Below are 23,808 nucleotides of genomic sequence, written 5' to 3'. Positions count from 1 at the left end.
TGGTTTAGTTTTCAATAACGATGACATCCTTTTGCTGAGAGGGTTATGTCATTCCCTTTAATAATACAGTCAGCCTCCAATGCTCTGCATATCAGACGTATCTTTTCGTATAATGGTTCATCTGTCAGCGATGCCGTCAGCCTGCAATCAGCCAGTAATACCTTGTCATAAGCAATATGTACACCATAGGCGTTTTCAATAGTACTCATCACACTATCTACCGGTGCATCATTGAATACGAACGAATAAGTAGTTGCTTCTGGCGCCTGCAGCTCAATGTGATGCTGTTCGGACAATTGTACCGATACGACAAGTGTATTTCTCTGCAATATGGCCTGTTGATTGGCTGAAACGTTTGATATGACCATACTTCCCAATGGTTGAACAGAGAGCGCTATTTTACCTGTCTTTACGTATACCTGTACCAGGCTGTCCTTATCATATGCCTTTACATGAAAGCTGGTGCCCAGCACGTTGATCACCATTTCATTGGCGTATACGATGAAGGGCTGCTGCGTGTTACGGGATACTTCGAAAAATGCCGCACCAGACAGATAGACCTCACGTTTACAATTGTTGGTTGCACATACCGGGTAACTTATCCTGGCGCCGGGTTCTAATACCACGGAACTTCCGTCGGGCAATCTTACTGTTCTGACAGTACTTTCCTCATTTATTTCTTCTATGCGTTTATTGCCATCGAGCTTTGCTTCCTTCAGCAAACGGGTGTATACGACTGCCGTCTCCTTCTCGGGGCGCATCCACCAGAGGGCTGCACCAGCCATGATACATACTGCGGCTGCCGCCCAGTACCAGTAGATAAAACGGCTTTTTTTTACAGGCGCCGCCTCTGTTGTGTCCATCTGGCTCCGGATCTGATCCCACATCTGCTGCTGGTCCTGCGCTTTCAGCTGAAAGGGAGGTAGCTGTGCAGCTGCCAGAATGATGGCCCTTGCCTGTAATATCTGTTCCTGTTTATCAGGATACTGTTTAATTACCTGTTCCCAATGAGCGCCATCCCTGCCTTCCTTTACCCATGCCACAAAAGAATCGTCACAGACAAAATCTGCGGTATCGTATGCTGAATAATCCATAGCATTAAGTGCCTTTCCGACAGTATTTATAATAATAAAGGCAGGTGGTGGTCGTTTTAACTCACTTCTCTTGAAAAAAATTTATCCTCTTGTTTATTGGTGGGCAGCCATCTGGTATTGCAGGGTTATTTCCAGCCTTCACGGAGTTTGGCAATGGCGCGTTGTACGAGGTTCCTCACAGATTGTTCATTGATCTGCAGGATGCCTGCTATTTCTTCCCAGTTGAAATTATCATAGAAACGAAGGCGGATCACTTCCTGCTGCCGTTCGGGCAGTCGGGACATCAGTTGTTGTAATCGTTGCAGCAGCAACAGGTATTCTTCTGTTTTTATTTTGAGTTCCTCGATGGATTCTGTTTGTAGCGGAGTGGAGGGAAGTACTGGTTTGATATCGGCCATCCGGTGTAAACGGCGGCGCAAAGAGCGGAAAAGGTAATATTTAATGGAGCTGGTGTCAGAGAGGTTATGACGTGTACGCCAGAGATCTGCAAACAGGTCTTGCATGGCATCCTGTACCAGGGCCGTATCAGGAACAAGGTGATAGCCATAGTTGTATAGTGTACCTGCATATCGCTGGTACATTTCACTGAATGCCTCCGTGTCTCCTTGTTTAAAAGCTATCCACAGCTCGTGGTCCGCTATGGATGCATGGTTGATATTTTCGGACCCCGCCAATTTACCTCGTTTAAAGTACAACAGTTCAGACTATTGCATCTAAAGTACAAGCTATAAAAATTAAATGACAAGGGGCGGAAAATTAAAAGGGGCCTGATGAAAATCAGGCCCTCCCCAAATTAACCATTAAAAAACTCATTTGAATTTTGCTGAGTCAAAAATAGGATGATTCCATCCGTGAACTGTTAATCGTAAGTTAATGATTTTAAATAATTTGGAGTGGTAGGGGTGGTGATGGCTGCTCAAGCGAATAGGCTTTGGTTCACGCTAAGTAGCGCCGGTTTCAGTATGGGATGGCGGTCGGCGCCTCTCTGGAAGACGATTAGGCGTTGTCAAGCGAATCAGGGGCAGGATTAGATTGGGCAGCACCGGTCGTGTCACCCGAGAGCCGAAGGCCCGCCATTCCCATCTGAAACCGCTGCTACTTCCGCTCTTCCTGCGATAATATATAAGGGTCCGCTTGTCAGAACAATAAGTAATGGCCTGCAACCGGGCAGATAAGAGTACCATTAACCCGACCTGGGATACGGGAAATACTGAGCAGGGTAGCTATGATTGCCGAACTCGTAGCTGAAAGATTTGATAAATAGTCAACGACATGAACATCTGATGAATCTTAATAGGACAAAACCACCTATTTTTATTCGAAAGCAGGAGATGAATTCCTTAGCCATTTACTAACTGACATTAAATTTTTATAATGAAAAAAACAAGATTAGAAGCTTTTAGCGATGGCGTATTGGCTATCATCATTACTATTATGGTGTTGGAAATAAAAGTGCCCCATGGTGAACAGTTTTCCGAGCTGAAAAAACTTATACCTATTCTTCTCAGCTATGCATTAAGCTTTATTTATATTGGCATCTATTGGAACAATCATCATCATATGATGTCTACTGTTCACAAAATTACCGGCGGCATACTCTGGGCAAATCTACACCTCTTGTTTTGGTTGTCATTGATCCCCTTTGCAACTGGATGGATAGGTGAAAATCATTTTGGTGCTGCTCCTATGGCACTTTATGGCGTTGTTCTCTTAATGGCGGGCATAGCCTATTACATTTTACAAAGCCTCCTTATTAAGAATGAGGGCAAGGATTCCCTGCTGGCAAAAGCTATTGGCCAGGATTTAAAAGGCAAGATTTCACCTTTCCTGTATGTCGCCGCCATTGCTGTATCCTGGATGAACGCTATTCTTTCTGGTATAATTTACCTGATTGCTGCTTTGATATGGCTGATTCCCGATAAACGTATCGAAAGAGCACTTCGGCAAAGTGGTAACGGTATTGATGATTAACGATTGTTCTAAATGATGGGAATAGGCAAAAAAAAAGGCCCCCGCAAAAAATTGCAGGGGCTTACCATTTAACCTATATTCTGTACTGTAGCATCAAATTCTTTAAATATTTTCCAGGGACCTCACATTTTACTCATATCTGTAATCGCCTATTTCACACTTGAAAATGTCTCCCTCAAATATTTGTTGTATCTAAGACTGAGTATTATAACGGAAGTTTAATCGGTGTTCCGATTTTTTTTCATTTTTATTCTAACTTGCCGTCATATGAACAGGATTGACCGTCTTTCTGCCATTCTTATCCAGCTACAGGGCAAAAAAGTGGTGCGTGCTGCTGAAATAGCGGAACGCTTCGATATCAGCCTCCGTACGGTGTACAGGGACGTCAGGGCGCTCCAGGAGGCCGGTGTGCCCGTGGGCGCAGAAGCGGGTACAGGCTATTATCTTGTTGAAGGGTATCATCTGCCGCCTGTCATGTTCAGCCGGGAAGAGGCCGCTGCCTTGCTGACCGGTGAAAAATTAATGGCCAATCTGAGTGACCATTCCAACCGGAAGGAATTCAGTAATGCCATGCAGAAGATAAAGGCTGTATTAAGAGGCAGTGAGAAAGATTTCCTGGAATCACTGGAAGATAATATTGCGGTAGTGAGCCGCCGCCGGCCGGTAGCTGAAGAATTCCCTAACCGCTTTCTTTCTGATATTCAATACTCTCTGGGCAAACAGCAGATCCTTCAGCTGGATTATTTCGCCCTTCACAATGAAACACTCACCAAAAGGGATGTAGAACCCATCGGTATCATTTTCATGAGTGGCTACTGGTACCTCATTGCCTGGTGCCGCCTACGGCATGGCTACCGGAATTTCAGAATGGACCGTATCAAAAATGTTTCTGTTTCAGCAGAAACCTACGATAGAACCCGGCATATTACTCTCAGGGAGTATATAGACAAATATGGTGAATATGATACGCCATTATTTGAAGTCAAAGTCCGTTTCCCGGCTGCTCTTTCCCGCCGCATAGGAGAGCAGAAATTCCATTATGGCCTGGTCGAAGAGCGGACTGTAGGAGAATGTACCGAAATGACCTTCATGGCGCCCTGCCTGGAATGGTTCGGCCGCTGGCTACTGACATGGGGTGCTGCACCTGAGATCGTTGCGCCTCTTGAACTCATGGAAAAAATGCAGCTGCTGGCCACGGAAATAAAACAACATTATTTGGATCCCCGTTCACACTCCTGACATAAGGCTGTCACTTCCCCCATTTTTCTTTGTATCAGTAAAATAAATCTTTACTGATGAAATTACACCTATGGTGCCACTGGTTATTGTTGGTCATTGGTAGCGTACACCAGTTCACGCTGTCTGAAAAGACATGCGTTATAACGCATAAGATTAAACGCAATACTAACCCATGTTATACTAAAACAATGTTTATGTCAAAAACAGATCTCACGAAGGAACACAAAGCGCTTTACACGGCACAGGCTACGCCTGCGCTCATCTTTGTACCTGCCGGTCATTACATCAGCATCAGCGGTAAAGGCGATCCCAACGGTCCCGTGTTTGCCGACAGTACACAGGCACTGTATACGGCTGCTTACAGCATTAAAAATGTGTACAAACAATCGGGGCAGGATTTCACGGTCAGCAAACTGGAGGGTACCTGGTGGGTGAACTCCGACAGTCACAATCCGGTGAAAGAAGTACCGAGAGAGGAATGGCACTGGCAATTGCTGATCCGTATGCCCGATTATGTGGTGAGCGCTGTAGTACAGCAAACACTAAAAGCGGCTTTTCTGAAGAAACAATTACCCTTACTGCAACAAGTAACACTTTCCGCGCTGGCAGAAGGTAAATGTGTACAGGTGATGCATACAGGGCCTTATTCCGAAGAACCGGCAACATTGCAACTAATGGAAGATTTTATTAAACAGGAAGGATTAACAAGGAATGGCAGGCATCATGAGATCTATCTGTCAGATCCACGTAAGACAGCGCCTGGCAGGATGAAAACGATCCTGCGGCAACCAGTGAAGTAAAGTAAAAAGCTGATTATTTTTCGCCGAGACCTAACAGTTCTATGGCCTGCTGGGCAGCGATCTGGCTGGCGTCCTTTTTATTGAAGGCTTTGCCGCTGCAGATCAGTTCACCATCTACTACAGCGCCAACGGTGAATATGCGGCGGCCGTTGTCCATTTGCTCTTCCAGCAGGTCAAATTCCAAGGTCTTACCGTGTTTATTGGCCCATCCGTACAACTTATTCTTATGGTTCATCTCTACATTTTCCAGTTGTTCCAGGTCAATGTAGGGAACGATAAGGCGTTGATGTACGAATTGTTTGGTTCTGTTATATCCTTTATCGAGATATACAGCACCGACCAATGCTTCGAGGGTATTACCAAAGATCTGGCTAATCTTCAGAAAGCTGTTGTATTTATCGTAGATGGTCAGTTTACGCAGGCCCATTTTGATAGCGATATCATTGAGCTGCTGACGGTTAACGATTTTAGACCGCATTTCGGTCAGGTATCCTTCTGTTTTGTAAGGATACTTTTTGAAGAGGTAGTCGCCAATGATAGCGCCAAGTATTGCGTCGCCAAGATATTCCAGGCGTTCATTGCTTTCAAGGAATTTTTCCTTGCTGGACCTGTGGCTGAGTGCTACTTCATACAACGAGAAGTTGCCCGGAGCAAACCCCAGCAAATTGTAAAGGTCCTTGTAAAGGCTCCTTTTCTTAGGAACGAATCGATATAAAAATCCTGGCAGTAATTTCACACAATCAAGCAACAAATTTTTTGAAAATAACTGATGCATTATGGCCACCAAATCCGAAGGTGTTACTCAATGCAGCGTTGATTTCTCTACGTTGTGCGACGTTAAAGGTAAAATTTAATTTGGGATCCAGTTCTGGATCTTTTGTAAAGTGGTTGATGGTAGGAGGTACAATACCATGTATTATAGACATGATTGCTGCGATGGACTCGATCGCTCCGGCAGCGCCTAACAGGTGCCCGGTCATAGATTTTGTGGAACTGATGTTCATGTTATAAGCATGTTCCCCAAAAACCTGTTGTATCGCTTTTACTTCCGCTACGTCACCGAGAGGTGTGGAAGTTCCGTGCACATTAATATAATCAATATCATGGGGTTGTAATCCCGCATCCTGTAAGGCTAACCGCATTACATTCATGGCACCTAATCCTTCCGGATGTGGTGCTGTAAGGTGATAAGCGTCTGCAGTTGCACCACCTCCGGCCAATTCAGCGTAAATTTTAGCACCTCTTGCCGTCGCATGTTCATAGGATTCTAACACCAGCCCTCCGGCGCCTTCTCCCATGACAAAGCCATCTCTGTCAAGATCAAAAGGACGGGAAGCTGTTGCCGGATCATCATTTCTTTCGGAAAGGGCTTTCATGGCATTAAACCCACCTATACAGGCTTCGTTAATAACATTTTCTGATCCTCCGGTGATCATTACATCTGCTTTGCCATACTGTATGTACAGCATTGCCTCAATAATAGCATTGGTAGCAGAAGCGCAGGCAGAAACCACTGAGAAGTTAGGGCCTCTGAAGCCATGACGGATAGAAATATGCCCGGCTGCGATATCGAGAATTAACCGAGGGATCAGGAAAGGGCTGAAACGGGGAGTTCCATCTCCCTGACCAAATTCTTTCATCTCCTGACAGAAGTTGATCATACCTCCAATACCGGAAGCCCAGATCACCCCAACCCTGTCTACATTGACAGTATTGCGATTAATCCCGGCATCTTGCACGGCCTGGTCAGCGGCTATAACAGCCGTCTGAGTAAAAGGGTCCATTTTACGGGCATCCTTTTTATCCAGGTAATTGGTAGCGTCAAAGTTCTTCAGTTCGCAAGCAAAACGGGTCTTGAACTTGGCAGCATCAAAATGTGTAATAGGGCCGGCACCGGATACACCGTCCGTCAATCCCTTCCAGAAATCGGAAATTGAATTGCCGAGCGGTGTAAGTGCGCCTAAACCTGTAACGACTACTCGTCTTGGTTGCATTAAAACAAATCTGATTAAGTAGGATTATTTCACATGTTCTTCCAGGTAGGCAACTGCCTGGCCAACAGTAGTAATAGTTTCAGCTTGTTCGTCAGGAATGGAGATGTTGAATTCTTTTTCGAATTCCATGATCAGTTCTACCGTATCCAAAGAGTCAGCGCCCAGGTCGTTGGTAAAGCTGGCTTCAGGAGTTACCTCGGCTTCGTCAACGCCCAATTTGTCAATAATGATCTTTTTAACTCTTGATGCAATGTCTGACATAATTTTAAGTGTTTTTGGTTTAAAACTTGAGTGCAAAAATATAATTTTTATTGAATTGACAAGAACGCACGCAAATTTTACGTCATATACTTTAGTTGTATACCGTTAAAACATCCGCCCATTAAGGGTTTCAGACATTATTATTAATAACGGAAAAGGGGACATTCCCCTTAAAAAGCGGTTTTAAAGGGGTTTCAGCCCCCATATATATGCGGTTATTGTGACTGGGAACGATCATTGCCACTCAACAGCCTAATCAGCCACCTATATACCGGAAAAATGCAATTAACTTTAATTAACACTGTAACTTTCCTGACAGTAATCCCATTTATTAAATTTGCCCGGATTTATCCCTTCTATATTAATACAATATAAGCACATGGCTGGCAATAAGAAGATCCTGAAAACGGTTTTATTTTTAATAGTGGCTGCTGTCGTTATCGGTTTTATTATAACGAAAGCAACTGCTCCAGGGAAAAAAACAGAACAAACACCTGATAAAGCTGCTGGTGGTGGTAAAGGCGCTGGCGCCAAAAACCTCCTGGTAGATGCTTATGTGGTAAAACCCACCTCTCTCAATGAAACCATAGAAGCGAGCGGTACCCTGCAGAGTAATGAAGAAGTGCAGGTACAGGCAGAGATCACCGGCCGTATTACAGGTCTCTTTTTTAAAGAAGGTACACAAGTGACCCAGGGAACCCTGCTGGTAAAGATCTATGATGAAGACCTGAAAGCCCAGTTGCAGAAACTGGAATTACAGCGTCAATTGGCCAAAACAACCCTTGAAAGACAGGAAAACCTCTTAAAGATCAACGGTATCAGCCGGCAGGACGTAGATGTGACACGCAACCAGGTAAGTGCCTACGGCGCGGATATTGAGTATACACGTACCCAGTTACAGAAAACAGAACTGCGGGCGCCTTTTTCCGGCAGACTGGGTCTAAGAAACGTCAGCCTTGGCGCTATCGTAACCCCTACTACTATTATTACTACCCTCCAACAGATCGATCCGCTGAAAGTAGACTTCTCCGTTCCGGAAAAATACCGTACAGCCATCGCCCAGGGAGACCAGGTGGATTTCAAGGTTGCGGGCGACCAGCAAACCTATAAAGGCCGTATCTATGCCATCGATCCTAAAATCGACCTTTCTACACGTACTATTAAAATAAGGGCCCTTGTGCCAAACGCCGGCAAATTACTTCCCGGCGCCTTTGCCCGCGTGCTGATCTCATTGAAAAATATGCCTGATGCCCTTATGATACCCACACAGGCCGTTATTCCGGGTACACGCGATAAAAAAGTGGCTATCGCTGACAGTGGAAAAGCGAAATTTGTAATAGTAGAAACAGGCATTCGCAATGCGGACAATGTACAGGTTACCAGCGGACTCAACCCCGGTGATACTGTTATTACAAGTGGCATCATGCAGCTCAGGCCCAAAATGGTCCTTAAGTACAACGAGATTAAATAGACAGGTCTTAATAATAACAACGCGTCTGCCGGCTAGCGTCTGCAGACCTTTAAATATACTTCAATGAGTCTCCCTTCGCTATCGCTTAAACGTCCCGTATTCGCTATCGTGATGAATATCATCATTGTGATATTCGGCGTGGTGGGATTCAACTTCCTGGGGGTAAGGGACTTTCCCGCCATTGATCCCCCTATCGTGAACGTACGCACCTCCTATGCAGGCGCCAACTCTGATATCATAGAAACACAGATCACCGAACCACTGGAGAAATCTATCAATGGTATAGCCGGTATCAAGAATATATCCTCTTCCAGCAGCCAGGGCTCCAGTAATATTACCGTTGAGTTTGAACTGGGTATAGACCTGGAGGCTGCTGCCAACGACGTGCGCGACAAAGTATCACAGGCACTCCGTAGCCTGCCGCCCGATATTGATGCGCCACCCGTTGTATCTAAAGAAGACGCCAACTCTGACTACATCCTGTCCATGACAGTGCAGAGTAACGTCCGCAATCAGCTGGAAATCACCGAATACGCTAACAACGTATTGCTGGAAAGACTACAAACCATTCCCGGCGTCAGCTCCATCCGCATCCTGGGTGAAAAGAAATTTGCCATGCGCCTCTGGATGGACCCGGCCCGTTTGTCTGCATATAGCCTTACCCCTACAGATGTACAGGCTGCGCTTGCCAAAGAAAACGTAGAGCTGCCTTCGGGTAAGATCGCAGGTAATGCTACAGAGCTGACTGTACGTACTTTTGGGCGTTTAAACACAGAAGAAGATTTTAATAACCTGATCATCAAAAATGTAAATGGTAATGTAATTCACTTCCGCGATGTAGGGCAAGCCGTACTCGGCCCGGAAAATGAAGAAACTATCCTGAAAGAATCCGGCGTTCCGATGATCGCGCTTGCTTTAACACCTCAGCCGGGTTCTAACTATGTGGCTATAACGGATGAGTTCTATAAACGTTATGAGCAATTGAAGAAAGACCTTCCGGATGATCTTGTTACCAACATCGCTATCGACAATACTAAATTCATCCGCAAGTCTATTGAAGAGGTGGAAGAGACACTGATCGTGGCATTAGTGCTGGTGATCATTATTATATATCTCTTCTTCCGCGACTGGCTCATGGCCTTCCGTCCGCTGGTGGATATTCCGGTATCTCTCATTGCGGCGTTCTTCATCATGTACCTCTGCGGCTTTACGATAAATATCCTGACACTACTTGCAATAGTACTGGCTACAGGCCTGGTGGTAGATGACGGTATTGTGGTCACGGAAAATATCTATAAAAAGATAGAAGCAGGGATGCCGCGTATGCAGGCGGCAAAAGAAGGTTCGGAAGAAATCTTCTTTGCGGTCATTGCGACGTCTATCACACTGGCCTTCGTATTCCTGCCGATCGTATTCCTGCAGGGATTTGTGGGCAGGTTGTTCCGGGAATTCGGGATCGTGGTGGCAGGCGCTGTATTGGTCTCTGCCTTTGTATCCCTGACGCTGACACCGGTACTGAACGTAAAACTGGGTCGTAAAACACACAAACATTCCTGGTTTTATGAGAAGACAGAACCTTTCTTCACAGGTATGGAATCAGGCTATCAGCGAACATTGGAGGCATTCATGCGTATACGCTGGATAGCCACCCTGATTGTAGTGGCCTGTATTGCAATGATCTATTTCATATTCAAAAATCTGCAGTCAGAGCTGGCGCCCATAGAAGACCGCAGCCAGTTCCGCCTATCCATTACTGCTCCGGAAGGAACTTCTTACGATTATATGGAAAAATACATGGATAACCTCACGCAATTCATGGTTGATTCCATTCCTGAAAAAAAGATACTCATTTCCGTTACCTCTCCTGGTTTTGGTGGTACAGGTGCGGCCAACTCGGGCTTTGCGAACGTAGTGCTTACAGAGCCAAATGAACGTCTCCGCTCACAAAAGCAGATCGTGAATATGGTGAACCGCAACATGTTCCGTTTCCCTGAAGGCAAAGTGTTTGCCATCGAGCAACAGACCATCCAGGTAGGGCGCCGTGGCGGTCTGCCTGTGGCTTTCGTACTCCAGCATATCAACTTTGACAGTCTTTCTGCCGTATTACCGCAATTCCTGGAAGAAGCTAATAATGATCCCACCTTCGCTGCTGTTGACGTAGATCTGAAATTCAACAAGCCGGAATTACGTATCCAGATCAACCGCGCCAAAGCAAGCGAACTGGGTGTATCTGTAGATGATATTTCACAAACCTTGCAGCTGGCATTGAGTAACCTGCGCTATGGCTACTTCATACGCAACGGTAAACAATACCAGGTGATGGGACAGGTATACCGTGGCAGCCGCGATAAACCGACCGACCTGCAGAACATCTATGTGCGTAACATCCGCGGTGAAGCTATTCAGCTGGATAACGTGGTGACAATAGAAGAAGAAACAAGTCCTCCTGTTATTTATCACTTTAACCGTTATAAATCAGCTACGATTTCAGCCAGCCTTGCGCCCGGTAAAACGATCGGTGATGGTATCAACGCCATGTATGACATTTACGGTCGTTTGAAACAGAAGGGCGTACTGAATGATAACTATGTATATGCGCTGGCAGGTTCTTCCCGCGACTATGCAGAAAGCGGCTCCAACACCATGTTTGCGTTGATACTGGCGCTTGTGCTGATCTATCTTGTACTGGCCGCGCAGTTTGAAAGCTGGGTCGATCCGTTGATCATCATGATAACAGTACCGCTGGCATTTGCAGGTGCATTGTTCTCCCTGTGGCTATTTGGCCAGACCTGGAATATCTTCTCACAGATCGGCGTAATTATGCTGATTGGTCTTGTTACAAAGAACGGTATCCTGATCGTGGAATTTGCGAATCACAAACGTGATGAAGGATACACCAAAGCCAGGGCAGCGATCGAAGCTTCTGCTATGCGTCTGCGCCCGATCCTGATGACGAGCCTGGCGATGGCACTCGGTGCATTGCCTATCGCGATGTCACTGGGAGCTGCGGCTACCAGCCGTATTCCACTGGGTATCGTGATTGTGGGTGGTATCGTGTTCTCACTGATCCTGACATTATTTGTAATACCGGCCATGTATACTTTCTTATCCAGGAGAAAACCTGTATCTGACAAAATTGACGAAGAAGAAGCCGCCGCGCCTGCCTCTGTGCATGCATAAACATCAGCAATTAAATGAAACGTACACTTCTATATTTCTCTTTATTACTGGGCACCGCTGTACATGCACAGCAGGTGCTTACGCCTGAACAGGCGATAGACCTGGCATTAAAGAATAACTACGATATCCGTCTGGCAAAAAATGATGCGGCCATCACCGCTAACGATTATGCCTATGCTAATCTGGCTTTTGCGCCACGTGTAAATGGTACTGCCAATAAAGTATGGAACGCCACACGGACTAAACAGGAATTTGCCAACGGCAGCAAGCGCGATACCAGTGGTATTCACTCCACCACGCTAAGCGCCAATGTAAGTCTTGCATGGACCTTATTCGACGGGTTGAAGATGTTTGCTACCAGACAGAAACTGGAATCACTCCGCGATCTTGGTGAGCTGGCGGTAAAAGACCAGGTGATCAACACCGTGGCTAACATTATTGCCGGCTATTATAATGTAGTACAGCAGAAGCAACAACTGCGCAATCTTTCAGAGCAACTGTCCATATCAGAAGAACGGGTAAAACTATCCGATGCTAAATTCCAGACCGGACTGGGGCCTAAGACAGACTGGCTGCAATCAAAAGTTGACTACAATGCCCTGAAAGCCTCTTACCTGCGTCAACAAACGCTGATAGAACAAAGCAAGGCATCATTGAATCAGCTGATGGCAGTGGATGCCGGCAACACGCAATATGATGTGATGGACACTATTCCGCTGAATATGGAGCTTTCTTACGGCGGATTAAGGCAGGAAGCACTGCAAAAGAACACCGGCCTGATGGTGGCACAACAAAACCTCAGGGTATCTCAATTACAACTGAAAGAGAGCAAAGGAGATTATTTCCCGGTGATCAATTTCAACTCAGCCTATAACTATTCAAGGGTTAATTCCAACGCAGCGACAAACTCATTCAGCCCTATCTATAACCAGAATGGCGTGATAAGCTATGGTTTCTCTGCTACTATTCCCATTTTCAATGGACTGAATGTTAAGAGGCAAGTAAACGCTGCCAAGCTAAACGTAGGCTATCAGCAGCTGACACTGGAAAATACACGCACCCTCGTAGATCTTTCGCTGACCACTGCATTCAAAGATTACGAGTACTACAAAACTGCTCTTACACTGGAAGATGAAAATCTGGGACTGGCAAGAGAAAACGTCATGGTAGCTATGGAGCGTTTCCGACAGGGAGTAAGCACAGTGATAGAAATGAAGGAAGCACAGCAAAGCCTGGAAGATGCCTATAACAGATTGATCAATGCCCGATATAACGTTAAGCTGGCAGAAACACAATTGCTCAGGCTGAATGGGGCGCTCGTAAAATAACAATAGACGATAAAATAAAGAAGGGTCCGTTTAAAACGGACCCTTCTTTATTTTATATAACTACTAGTTACTTATTGTTGTTCTTCTTTCTTTGCAGGCATATGGGCCTTATCTTGCTGGTAATGCTTGAAGCTCTCTTTTATGAACAACATCAGGTCATACTCAGTGGCCTCCTGCAAGAACTGATACCCTGGTCTGTACCTCAGCATAAAAGTATCCAGCTCATCTCCGCTTAATTTGGTCATTCTTTCCACCAATTCAGGATTATAGCGGTTGTCGATGAACTTCTCCTTTTCCCAGTATACCAGCTGTTCCTGGAAGTGTTCTTTACGCTTACGCGCCTTGCTGGGCACCAGGTAGGTGAGGGCTGTAATAGGGTTGGAAGGAAGTGTTTTTAACACATCCATCGCTCCTGGTTTATGATAGTTGAAATATTTGCCATATTCTTCACGGGTGGCCAGTGAATCATGCTTATAGTCCTTTCCCACTACGGTTACCTGTCCCAGGCCGATTACCTGGCGGGTAAGATAGACGTTAATGAACATGGAGGTGGTAGGAACTGTAAGGCTCTTTCTATAATAACTCAGAATGGAAAATTCAAGGGTATCGCCCGGCATCGCGTCAATGGAAAAACGGCCGCTTTCGTTACTGATGGTTCCGCTCCGGGTAGATTTGTTAATAATAGTCACCCCCGGCAGCCCTGTTCTGGCATCTGCATCTGCCACCATACCAGATACCCTTACTTGCGCATTGGCATGCTGCAGAAAGAATAACAGGTACAAAAACAGTGCTCCGATGCTACCGGAAAGTTGTAAAAATCGTCTAGGCATCGCTCAAATTTAGTTTTCCCAGCGCAAATGAAAAGTTAAAAAATAGTTCCCCGTCGACAGACTACAGTCCAGAATTTGTGGAAAACAAGCATTAAACTTAGGATTTTTATTTCTAATAACTCAACAGTTCATGCCGAACGGCAAATAAGTTTCTGCTTACCGGGTTGATAATCTGTATATAAAAACTATATTATTATCTTTATTCCTTATTTCAAAGAATATGCCTCACAGGATCTTATTTGCAACGCAGCGTTATCAGTATCTGAAAGACAGATTATTATCCCTCGTGCCGGAATGGGAAGAAGGGTTACTGGATATTCAGGATTTTCCGGATGGGGAGCATTATCACCGGATAACGAGCAACGTTGCCAACAAAGAGGTCATTCTCGTAGGCGGTACTATTGACGACAAGGAAACATTAGAACTTTTTGACATTGCTCATGGCTGTATCCAGGAGGGAGCATGTGCTATTAATATTGTGATCCCTTTTTTTGGTTATTCCACGATGGAGCGGGCCGTAAAAAAGGGAGAGATCGTGAAAGCCAAAACCAGGGCGATGCTGTTCTCTGCGTTGCCTCCCACCAGTTCGGGTAATAAAGTACTGATGATGGACCTGCATGTGGATGGTATTACTTACTACTTTGAGAGTGCTATCCGCCCGGTGCATTTATACGGCAAGGACCTGGTAAAGGAAGCAGCCCTGGAAATAGCAGCAGGTCGTCAATTTGTGCTGGCCAGTACAGATGCAGGCCGCGCAAAATGGGTAGAATCATTAGCCAATGATCTGCATGTTTCAGCAGCTTTCGTTTTCAAAAAACGCCTCTCAGGAGAAGAAACACATATTACTGCCATCAGTGCAGATGTGCAGGATAAACTGGTGATCATTTACGATGATATGATCCGCACGGGAGGCTCTCTCCTACACGCTGCAGAAGCGTATCTACAGGCAGGTGCCTGTGAAATAGCAGTCATTACCACACACGGTATTTTTGCAGGCAATGGCTTTGATAAGATCAAAAAAAGTGGCATCATAAAAAGAGTTGTTTGTACAGATACTCACCCTAATGCACTTGCCATCAACGATGAACTACTCGTTATTAAATCAGTAGATAAGATCATTGCAAACTACTTCAATTAGCAATACTCAATGTTAGCCTATATTACAGAGTATGCCATTGGCAAGGTGTTTGATATACAACGCGATAGAAGGGATTGCTGTTGAGGCGGGAACCATTGCCAGGGTACATTATATACTAAGGGGAATGACAAACATCATAGTAGCTGTCGCATCCTCATTTCAGATCAAATAAGAAATCAGCGTACAACCGCGCCAGGAGGTCTATACACTTAATGATATTAAGCGTATGGGCCGTCGACTCATGATCGTATGAACAGTGCGTGAATACACATTTTTAACAAATATCAGCTCCGGGCTCATTGTAACAGCTGGTTAGATTGTATTGTAATTAGCAGAGAAGTTTATCATATAATATAGATAGAAGCAGTCACCTGCTTCAAAAAAATTTGTAACCAAATCTTACCATATAAGATGAGAAGCCATGTACTCAACTGGTTGTGGCTGTGCTTTGCCTTTTTCTGTAGTGTGAAACCCATAAAAGCAGGCACACGCGTTAACCACTCCTTTTACGGAACCAGTGCTGAGATAACCAGATATCAGCCGTTTATTACAGATAATGTTAGCTTTCAGCAGAAAGATACCACTGTAAAACCCACTACCAGTCCGGTAGTTATCACACCTTCCTCGTCGGGGAAGAAAGACACTACTAAACCCGCAACTGCATCGCCTGTAGTCGTCACACCTTCGTCTGATACATCAAGACCGAAGAAAGATTCGGCGGCTAAAACGGCCGCTGATACGACAACTAAGCCGAAAAGTGATACCGCACTGATCCTTCCTGCCGATTCGAATAAACTTAAAAAGGAAGCAGGTCAGTTTAGCCTGAAAGGTGTGGTAAAAGAAACCGGTGGTACACCGATTCCTGGCGCACAAGTCGTAAATCTTTCTACGAAGGAAGCGGTCGCTACAAGTGCAGATGGTGCGTTTACGTTAAAAGCATCTTTGGGAGATACCATCAAAATTGCTTCTGTCAGCTACGCTGAACAGTTGATCCCGCTTGATTCAAGAGAACAACTGACAGTACGCCTCGCATCTGCATCTGCTAACCAGAAAGCGCTCAAAGAAGTAGTAGTAACGGCATTGGGTATTCAGAAAAATACACGTGCTGTTGGCTACGCTGTAGAAGAAGTAAATGGAAATGCGGTACAGGAAGCAAAGGAAGTGAACTTTGTCAATGCCCTTACAGGTAAAGTTCCCGGTCTGCAGATCAATACCAATACAGGTTCCATGGGTGGATCTACGAAGATCACTATCCGTGGTGTAAAGTCTATCCTGGGCGACAATAACGCTTTCATAGTTGTAGATGGTACTCCATTTATAAATAATAATACCAACCAGGGTGGTCAGTTGAATGGCGGTGGTGGTTATGATTTTGGTAGCTCTCTGCAGGATATCAACCCTGAAGATATCGACAACATCTCTGTGTTGAAAGGTGCTGCTGCTACCGCACTGTATGGCAGCCGCGGTGCAAATGGTGTAATGCTGATCACTACTAAGAAACGTCCTGAAGTGTCCAGCGGTATAGGTGTTACTTATAGCATCAATGCACAGGTAGACAGAGTATATGTATTACCTAAATATCAGAATGAATATGGTGGTGGTACCGGTGGAAAATTTGATACACTCTATTACAATCAGCATCCTGAGGCGTTCATCGATGAGGCACATGCCACATACGATAACAACGATGGTAAGGGTCGCTATGATCTGTTAGTGAAATATTATGATGATGCTTCCTGGGGACCAAAGCTGGATGGACAGAAGGTACGTCATTACTGGTCGTGGGACAAGAACAAGGGTAATCCTTACTTCGGCCAGACGGCACCATGGGTGGCTCATCCAAATAATGTGAAGGATTTCTACAGAACGGGGTACACCCTCACCAACAATATAGCCATGGCCGGTAATAACGACAAAGGCTATTTCCGTCTTTCTTATGGTAATATGAATCAGATATTCGTATTACCGAATGCTTCTTTGAATCGTAATAATCTTTCCTTTAATGGCGGCTATGAATTAACGAAAGGGCTCCGCGGCGTGGCGTCATTGAATTATACTGCCATGAAGGCGAAAGCCCGTCCGGGTACAGGTTTCACTGGTCCTAACCCCACCCTGCAGTTCACCATGTATGGTCAACGTCAGCTGGATATGGATCAGGAGAAACAATACCAATACTCGGATGGATCACAGATCACCTGGAACCGCAAATCATGGAGTGATCCTGCTGTTGCTTCCAGCAATGGCCCATACTGGAACCGTTACATGGACTATGAAACAGACAGCCGCAACCGTATATTTGGTAATGCAGGACTGGACTGGGATCTGAGCAAATGGCTGACGATCAGCGGCAGGGTGTTTATGGATGATTATAATACACTGGAAGAAGAAAGAACTGCGAAAGACTACCTGATAGGAGGTTATATCAAACGTGTACGTACCTCCAGGGAAATGAACTATCAGTTAACGGCAAACATCAATAAAGAGCTCAGCAAGGACTTTAAGTTGAATGCATTGCTGGGAGGTAACATCATGCATCGCAAATGGACCACCACCGGCGGTAGCACTGTAGGCGGACTGATCATTCCGGGTGTATATAATCTGAACAACTCATTGCAAACTGCTCTTCCAATAGATGAGTTCTATGAAAAACAGATCAACTCAGCGTTTGCCACCGCATCACTTGGTTACAGGAATTTCCTGTTCCTCGAACTGACTGGCCGTGCTGATTGGAGCTCTGCACTGTTGAGTAAAAACAATCCGTACTTCTATCCATCTGCGTCAGCCTCTTTCGTCTTCTCAGATCTGCTGAAAGACTGGAAATGGCTGAGCTTTGGTAAACTGCGGGCCAGCGTATCACAGGTGGGTAGCGATACCGATCCTTACCAGATCTATGATACATACCAGTTCATTCCACCATTCGGCAATTTCCCGGCTACACAGCTGACTTCTGTTAAATACAACCAGACACTAAAACCAGAGCGCACAAGAGAATATGAAACAGGTATCTCCCTGAAATTCTGGGATGATCATATTGGTCTTGATGTTACCTACTATGACAGGATCACCAAAGATCAGATCATTCCATTACCTATCTCTTCTGCTTCCGGTTTTACCAGCACCATTGTGAATGGTGGTAGTGTACAGAACCGCGGTCTTGAAATAGGACTGAACCTGAATCCTATCCGTCTGAAAAATGGCTTCCGCTGGGACATTACTGCGAATCTCGCACGTAACCGTAATAAGCTGCTAAATCTGGATATTCCTCAGTATAACAGCTCCCTGCCGGTATTACTGATCGGTACAGACCGCAGAACAACCAGGGTATCAGTAGCTGCTTATGTAGGCAAACCAATGGGAACGATATTGGGAACTGATTATGTGTATGATGCACAGGGCCGGAAGATTGTAGGTTCAGATGGTCTGTACAAGATCACAGACCATCCGGTACCTATCGGTAACGCGTATCCTGATTATGTAGGTGGCGTGACCAACTCTTTTACATATAAAGGCGTTTACCTCTCGGCGCTCGTCGACTTCCAGCATGGCGGTGATTTCTTCTCTTACACCAACATGTATGGTAAAGGCTCCGGTTTGCTGGATATTACTGCCGCAAACGGCGTAAGGGAAAAAGGTATCATTGCTCAGGGCGTAACAGAAGAAGGCAGGCCCAATGAAGTAGTACTGGATGCGGCTACCTATTTCCAGAACAACGAAGGTAAAACGCTGAGCAAGGCTAATCTGTATGACGCGAGCTATATCTATCTGCGTGAGGTGAAGTTGGGATATAATCTACCTGAGTCATGGTTCAAAAAAGTGCATGCACAAAGCGCCCGTATTTCTTTATATGGACGTAACCTCTGGCTGATCAAATCCAATGCACCGAATGTGGATCCATCCAATATCCTGAACTCATCATCCAATATCCAGGGTATTGAAGGTGGTGCATTGCCTTCACTGCGTTCTTATGGTGTTAACCTGAATGTTTCATTCTAAAACTGAATTCAATGCTGAAAAGATTCTTAATATACGCATGGCCGGTATTATTCATCTTTGTGATGATGGCAGGGTGTAAAAAGCTGGATGACATTAACCACGATCCTACCCGTCCTACTACAACCTCTCCCGCATACCTGCTGACCGGCGCAGAAAAAAATGCGATGGACTATCTCTACAGTACGCTGCAGAATGGTTATATCGGTATGCACTATGCACAGTACTGGTCCGGCAACTCAAGGGTAGGAGACAGCCAGTATGCGATTGATGAAAATAACAATACGGCCTTCTGGAATTTTATGTATGTGTCGCTGCATAACCTGGACAAGATCATTGCGCTTAACAATGCAAGTGGTAATAATCCGGCCGCTAAAAACCAGAATGCGATTGCTACGATATTAAAAGTCTGGCTATATCAGATCCTGACAGACTCCTATGTGAATATTCCTTATTCACAGGCCTTAAAAGAGGGCGCCAATATCACTCCCGCGTATGACAGTCAGGAGTCGATCTACACATCACTTATTGACACCTTACAGCAGCAGATCACTGCACTGGATCCGGCACAACCTACATTTACTTCCGGTGATGTGATCTATAATGGTGATGTTGCCAAATGGCGGACATTGGCGCATTCCTTACTGCTGCGTTTAGCAATCCGTGTTGCAGATGTTGCACCTGAAAAGGCAAAAGCAGTAATTGAAGCCCATTACCAGTCAGCGATGACCAGCAATGGTGACAATGCACAATTTGCCTATCTCGCCACTGCACCGAATAAGTTTCCTTTAAATGATTCTGAAAGGGAAGTGCTGGATTTCTTTGTCAGCACTACACTGGTGGACTATATGAAGGGCACCAATGATCCTCGTCTGGCGGTATATGCAAGACCAGCTAAGGCTACAGGTCTGATCACCGGGCTCGTATATGGTATCAGTGCCAATGATCCCAGCAGGTTAGCACCTGATAATTATTCCTACCCAGGCACACAGATATATTCTGCCACCATGCCTGGCATCCTGATGACATACCCGGAAGTAGCCTTTATTCTGGCAGAAGCGGCCGCAAGGGGCTGGTCAGTAGGGCAACCGGCTGCCAGCTGGTATGAAGCCGGTATCAGGGCATCTATGGCTTACTGGAACGTTACGGCAGGTGTTGATGAATATGTTGCGTCTGTACCTTATACTGCCGGCGACTGGAAAAATGTGATCGGTACGCAGAAATGGCTGGCTTTATATCCACAGGGCTTCCAGGCATGGTTTGAGCGCCTTCGTCTCGACTTTAAAAAGCCGAATGGCGATTCATTATTCATACCGCCTTATTCCGGCTCATTAGATCAGAATGTGAAGTTTGTGCCGTCCCGTCTTACTTATCCTTTAGGAGAGCAGACACAGAATGCGGCAGCATATAAAAAAGCGGCCAGTGATATCGGCGGAGATACGAAAGCAACGAAGAGCTGGTGGGACAAGTTTTAACAAACACAACTATCCTTCATAAATTCCCGCTATCCGAGATGATGGCAAAAGCCCTGGCCTTCTGGCCGGGGCTTTTTAGTTGATATTATCATTAGCCAGGCGGCTAAATTCTTTCTGTGCGTCTTCTGATTTAAATGCGCTGGTAGGAACCAGGAAGAAGTTCTTTTTACCCCGGTAAAGGAAGAAAAAGTTTTTAGCTTCCACTACTTTGGTAAATGTGCTCCAGGAAATCAACCGTTGATGTTCACTGGTGCGGGTGGATATAGTAATTCCTTCTTCTGAATATTTCAGGTGAATATCGTCTTTGAAGGTAGCGGCTTTATTGTAGATGGACACGGGCAACAAAAACCAGAATACCGCAATAATCAGCAGCACCATGGCTGCAATACCAATGAGGGCACCAACTGTAACTAATTTGAAAGCATATCCGGCCATTGTAAAGGCCAGCAGGATGAAGAGTGTGTTTCGGAATACTTTTATTTCTCCCCGCTGCAAGAAATGATAGCGTAATGCATTCAATACCTCCTCCTTATTATAACTAAACTCCAAAAAATGCATTATGGCAAGGCAAACTTTTTATTTATTAACAGGGAGTGTCATCTGACTCTCCATATCGTCTCTTCTGCTGACAGGTGCATATTTTTTCCGGTTGGCAACTGGTTGTTTCTTAACAGAGGAGGCGTCATCAGACAGGTCATCCTCACTTAAGCCGGGAAAATTATTTTTTACGAACTGAAAATACTGCTGGAGGGTCTTAGCATCAACTTTAAACGGGAACGCCAGCTGGTTGCCGGTCGTCTTTAAAACGTCATTATTGTTGATACGGGACTCATTCTGAAGGTACCATTTGTAGAGATCTACAATTCCCTTCTTGAGCTCCTCTTCGTACATTTTATCACCATCCTGATCTTTGGGTAACATCCATACATACTCCTCAACCCTGCCTGGTCTGGCAGCGGCGACTTTGGTAGATGTTACTGATTTATCATCGCAATTAGCATTCTTACTGCCGGGTTTATCCCCCTCCTTATCCTTTTCTTTCTCCTTCGCAGCCTTTGTTTTGTCCTCGTCCTTCCACTTTTCGCTATTTGCGCTTGCTGATGCAGCTGAGGCTAAACTTACCAACAGCAGGAACAACAGCTTTTTCATAGTGTAAAAAATTTGTAAGACTAAAAATACAAAATCAAAATTATAAATCCCAAACTAATTGTACTGGAAAAGCGGCTGATCCGGCAGAAAAAACAAAAGCAATGGATAAACCATTGCTTTCGAGAGTCATTTTACATTGCATGATGATTCACGCCTGTAGGAAATATTTGGTTTTTCATAGGACAGTAACCATAATAAAATTAATACAATAACAAATATAATAAATATTTATTGCAACATAGACGATCCCATAAATATTTGAAATTCTTCAATTTGTCGTATGTCTTTTTAAATAGCTGGTAAAAAATTAAAATGTTTGTTAAAAATCCAAAACCCGTTCTTTTACGGATATATTAAAATAAACATAAACTGTCTTCCGGGAACATTACAGGAAAGGCGGGTGAAAACAACCAGAAATTCGTAAACACGTGAACAGACGATGAAAAACTATTGTGAATTGCTAAAACTGACCAGTAAAAGAGGAGATTAAATTTTCACAGTAAATAGGCCGATAGTCCGAAATGGGTAGAAATAGTAAGGGCACCTGGAAAGGCGCCCTCAATTTGTTACTATCCTATGAAAACCCTATTTGAATACAAATGTAAGCTCATGTTATTTTTCTTTGAAATTTTCAGGCCACAATAACAAATCATTAACAAAGAACAGGGGCAAACAATAGCTAAAACCCTTTACCATATTGCATTTAAGTCATTTTCTCTTTTTTGCTAAATCCGTTAACAAGCCCTAAAATTCACTACAGCCGGGCCTGTTTTGATGATATTTTAAGCACCTTTTCTTCGGATAAATCACATGACGAGGCCGGCAGAATGGCTTTCGAGCTCATTTAAGTACTTGCTGGAGCAGTTAAAAAAGTATATTTTTATTTGATATGATGTCCTTTTAACCTTTTTGGTTTTCATTGGTTTACAAACAGGAAATGGCCTGAAGATTGTACGATAAACGAGCAGAACCCTTGCTTGGCGGGGAGTTTCATGAATAAAAAATGGATAATATGCATATTTAACTAACAATGTGGCTTATTACTGAAAAATTTATACATTTGCGACAACCGGAACAATGCTATTTTAATGCACAATAAAATATACAACTCTTTTATCGATAGAAAGGCGAAGGGGATAAAATCTTTTGCTGTTCTGATTGATCCGGACAAGGTAACTCCTGCTGGTATAGCAGACCTTGCGGCGAAATGTACAGTAGCGAAAGTAGATTACATTTTTCTGGGAGGCAGTCTTGTGATCACAGATCATCTCGATGAATGCGTACAACAGTTTAAAAGTCTATGTGATATTCCTGTTGTATTGTTTCCTGGCAGCCCATCGCAAGTTTCCCGCTATGCTGACGCATTGCTCTATCTGTCCGTAATATCTGGTCGTAATCCCGAATTACTGATAGGACAACATGTGTTATCAGCTCCCGCTGTCAAAAAAAGCGGTCTGGAAGTTATTTCTACCGGTTATATCTTAATTGATGGCGGCGCCCCCACCACTGTTTCATATATCAGCAATACGACGCCTATTCCTGCCGACAAGGACGACATCGCCATGTGTACGGCTATCGCAGGAGAAATGCTTGGCATGAAGGTAGTATTTATGGATGCCGGCAGCGGCGCCCGTAAACCTATCAGTGAAAGCATGATAGCACGCGTAGCCAGCCAGGTATCGGCCCCTATTATAGTAGGCGGCGGTATCCGCGATGCAGAGAAGGCTTACCTTAACTGCAAGGCCGGCGCCGATATTATCGTTGTAGGAAACGCTATTGAAAAAGAGACCTCTCTGATCAAAGAAATGGCTGATGCAGTACACGCGGCTGCACCAGTATTAAAATAATGCACCTTAAAAGAGAAACGCTGATTACCGTATTCACTACG

At 44.8% G+C, this 23,808-nt stretch carries 18 protein-coding genes; 10 read left to right on the top strand and 8 right to left on the bottom strand.

Annotation, left to right across the window (positions count from 1 at the left end; genetic code table 11):
* Window positions 1-11: 11 nt before the first annotated feature.
* Window positions 12-1,094 carry a FecR family protein gene (locus tag CLV42_RS31375; protein ID WP_106605897.1) on the bottom strand — a complete coding sequence of 361 codons (1,083 nt, stop codon included), beginning with the start codon at window positions 1,092-1,094 and terminating at the stop codon, window positions 12-14.
* 125 nt (window positions 1,095-1,219) lie between these two features.
* A complete protein-coding gene (locus tag CLV42_RS31370; protein WP_211303567.1) occupies window positions 1,220-1,768 on the bottom strand; it encodes an RNA polymerase sigma factor in 549 nt (182 codons plus the stop codon).
* A gap of 700 nt (window positions 1,769-2,468) precedes the next feature.
* Here CLV42_RS31370 and CLV42_RS31365 point away from each other — a divergent pair.
* From CLV42_RS31365 to CLV42_RS31355, 3 genes are all read left to right on the top strand, one after another.
* Complete coding sequence (locus CLV42_RS31365; RefSeq protein WP_106605896.1) at window positions 2,469-3,065, top strand: TMEM175 family protein; 597 nt, start codon at window positions 2,469-2,471, stop codon at window positions 3,063-3,065.
* 267 nt (window positions 3,066-3,332) lie between these two features.
* Window positions 3,333-4,304 (top strand): helix-turn-helix transcriptional regulator, encoded by a 972-nt coding sequence (locus tag CLV42_RS31360; protein ID WP_106605895.1) that lies wholly within the window; start codon window positions 3,333-3,335, stop codon window positions 4,302-4,304.
* Window positions 4,305-4,498: 194 nt separating this feature from the next.
* A complete protein-coding gene (locus tag CLV42_RS31355) occupies window positions 4,499-5,104 on the top strand; it encodes a GyrI-like domain-containing protein (protein ID WP_106605894.1) in 606 nt (201 codons plus the stop codon).
* A gap of 13 nt (window positions 5,105-5,117) precedes the next feature.
* Here the strand turns inward: CLV42_RS31355 and rnc are convergent, their stop codons facing one another.
* The 3 genes from rnc to CLV42_RS31340 are packed head-to-tail and all read right to left on the bottom strand — an operon-like array spanning window position 5,118 to window position 7,359.
* Complete coding sequence (rnc, locus tag CLV42_RS31350; protein ID WP_223233164.1) at window positions 5,118-5,840, bottom strand: ribonuclease III; 723 nt, start codon at window positions 5,838-5,840, stop codon at window positions 5,118-5,120.
* Between the two features lie 4 nt (window positions 5,841-5,844).
* Window positions 5,845-7,098, bottom strand: coding sequence for a beta-ketoacyl-ACP synthase II (gene fabF, locus CLV42_RS31345; protein ID WP_106605892.1), 1,254 nt, complete (start codon window positions 7,096-7,098; stop codon window positions 5,845-5,847).
* Between the two features lie 24 nt (window positions 7,099-7,122).
* Window positions 7,123-7,359 carry an acyl carrier protein gene (locus CLV42_RS31340; RefSeq protein WP_012788038.1) on the bottom strand — a complete coding sequence of 79 codons (237 nt, stop codon included), beginning with the start codon at window positions 7,357-7,359 and terminating at the stop codon, window positions 7,123-7,125.
* A gap of 379 nt (window positions 7,360-7,738) precedes the next feature.
* On the opposite strand from CLV42_RS31340, the gene CLV42_RS31335 reads away from it, so the two are divergent.
* The 3 genes from CLV42_RS31335 (at window position 7,739) to CLV42_RS31325 (ending at window position 13,338) form a co-directional block, all read left to right on the top strand.
* Window positions 7,739-8,830, top strand: a complete 1,092-nt coding sequence (locus tag CLV42_RS31335) for an efflux RND transporter periplasmic adaptor subunit (RefSeq protein ID WP_106605891.1) — start codon at window positions 7,739-7,741, stop codon at window positions 8,828-8,830.
* Between the two features lie 63 nt (window positions 8,831-8,893).
* Window positions 8,894-12,010 (top strand): efflux RND transporter permease subunit, encoded by a 3,117-nt coding sequence (locus CLV42_RS31330; protein WP_106605890.1) that lies wholly within the window; start codon window positions 8,894-8,896, stop codon window positions 12,008-12,010.
* 14 nt (window positions 12,011-12,024) lie between these two features.
* Window positions 12,025-13,338 carry a TolC family protein gene (locus CLV42_RS31325; protein ID WP_106605889.1) on the top strand — a complete coding sequence of 438 codons (1,314 nt, stop codon included), beginning with the start codon at window positions 12,025-12,027 and terminating at the stop codon, window positions 13,336-13,338.
* Between the two features lie 71 nt (window positions 13,339-13,409).
* Here the strand turns inward: CLV42_RS31325 and CLV42_RS31320 are convergent, their stop codons facing one another.
* A complete protein-coding gene (locus CLV42_RS31320) occupies window positions 13,410-14,168 on the bottom strand; it encodes a carboxypeptidase-like regulatory domain-containing protein (protein ID WP_106605888.1) in 759 nt (252 codons plus the stop codon).
* 220 nt (window positions 14,169-14,388) lie between these two features.
* On the opposite strand from CLV42_RS31320, the gene prs reads away from it, so the two are divergent.
* From prs to CLV42_RS31305, 3 genes are all read left to right on the top strand, one after another.
* Window positions 14,389-15,306 carry a ribose-phosphate diphosphokinase gene (gene prs, locus CLV42_RS31315; RefSeq protein WP_106605887.1) on the top strand — a complete coding sequence of 306 codons (918 nt, stop codon included), beginning with the start codon at window positions 14,389-14,391 and terminating at the stop codon, window positions 15,304-15,306.
* A gap of 411 nt (window positions 15,307-15,717) precedes the next feature.
* Complete coding sequence (locus tag CLV42_RS31310; protein WP_106605886.1) at window positions 15,718-19,299, top strand: SusC/RagA family TonB-linked outer membrane protein; 3,582 nt, start codon at window positions 15,718-15,720, stop codon at window positions 19,297-19,299.
* Window positions 19,300-19,310: 11 nt separating this feature from the next.
* Window positions 19,311-20,771, top strand: a complete 1,461-nt coding sequence (locus tag CLV42_RS31305) for a SusD/RagB family nutrient-binding outer membrane lipoprotein (protein ID WP_106605885.1) — start codon at window positions 19,311-19,313, stop codon at window positions 20,769-20,771.
* A gap of 75 nt (window positions 20,772-20,846) precedes the next feature.
* On the opposite strand, the gene CLV42_RS31300 is transcribed toward CLV42_RS31305, so the two are convergent.
* Together CLV42_RS31300 and CLV42_RS31295 are read right to left on the bottom strand one after the other, a co-directional pair.
* A complete protein-coding gene (locus CLV42_RS31300) occupies window positions 20,847-21,329 on the bottom strand; it encodes a YcxB family protein (protein WP_106605884.1) in 483 nt (160 codons plus the stop codon).
* An 18-nt stretch (window positions 21,330-21,347) separates the two neighbouring features.
* The gene (locus CLV42_RS31295) at window positions 21,348-21,920 is read right to left on the bottom strand and encodes a hypothetical protein (protein WP_106605883.1); all 573 of its coding nucleotides are present in this window, start codon (window positions 21,918-21,920) and stop codon (window positions 21,348-21,350) included.
* A gap of 1,088 nt (window positions 21,921-23,008) precedes the next feature.
* On the opposite strand from CLV42_RS31295, the gene CLV42_RS31290 reads away from it, so the two are divergent.
* Window positions 23,009-23,767 (top strand): geranylgeranylglyceryl/heptaprenylglyceryl phosphate synthase, encoded by a 759-nt coding sequence (locus CLV42_RS31290; RefSeq protein ID WP_106605882.1) that lies wholly within the window; start codon window positions 23,009-23,011, stop codon window positions 23,765-23,767.
* Window positions 23,768-23,808: the final 41 nt, after the last annotated feature.

It is taken from the genome of Chitinophaga ginsengisoli (assembly GCF_003014595.1).
Classification (GTDB): Bacteria; Bacteroidota; Bacteroidia; order Chitinophagales; family Chitinophagaceae; genus Chitinophaga; species Chitinophaga ginsengisoli.
This window is presented reverse-complemented; position numbering and strand designations above follow the sequence as displayed.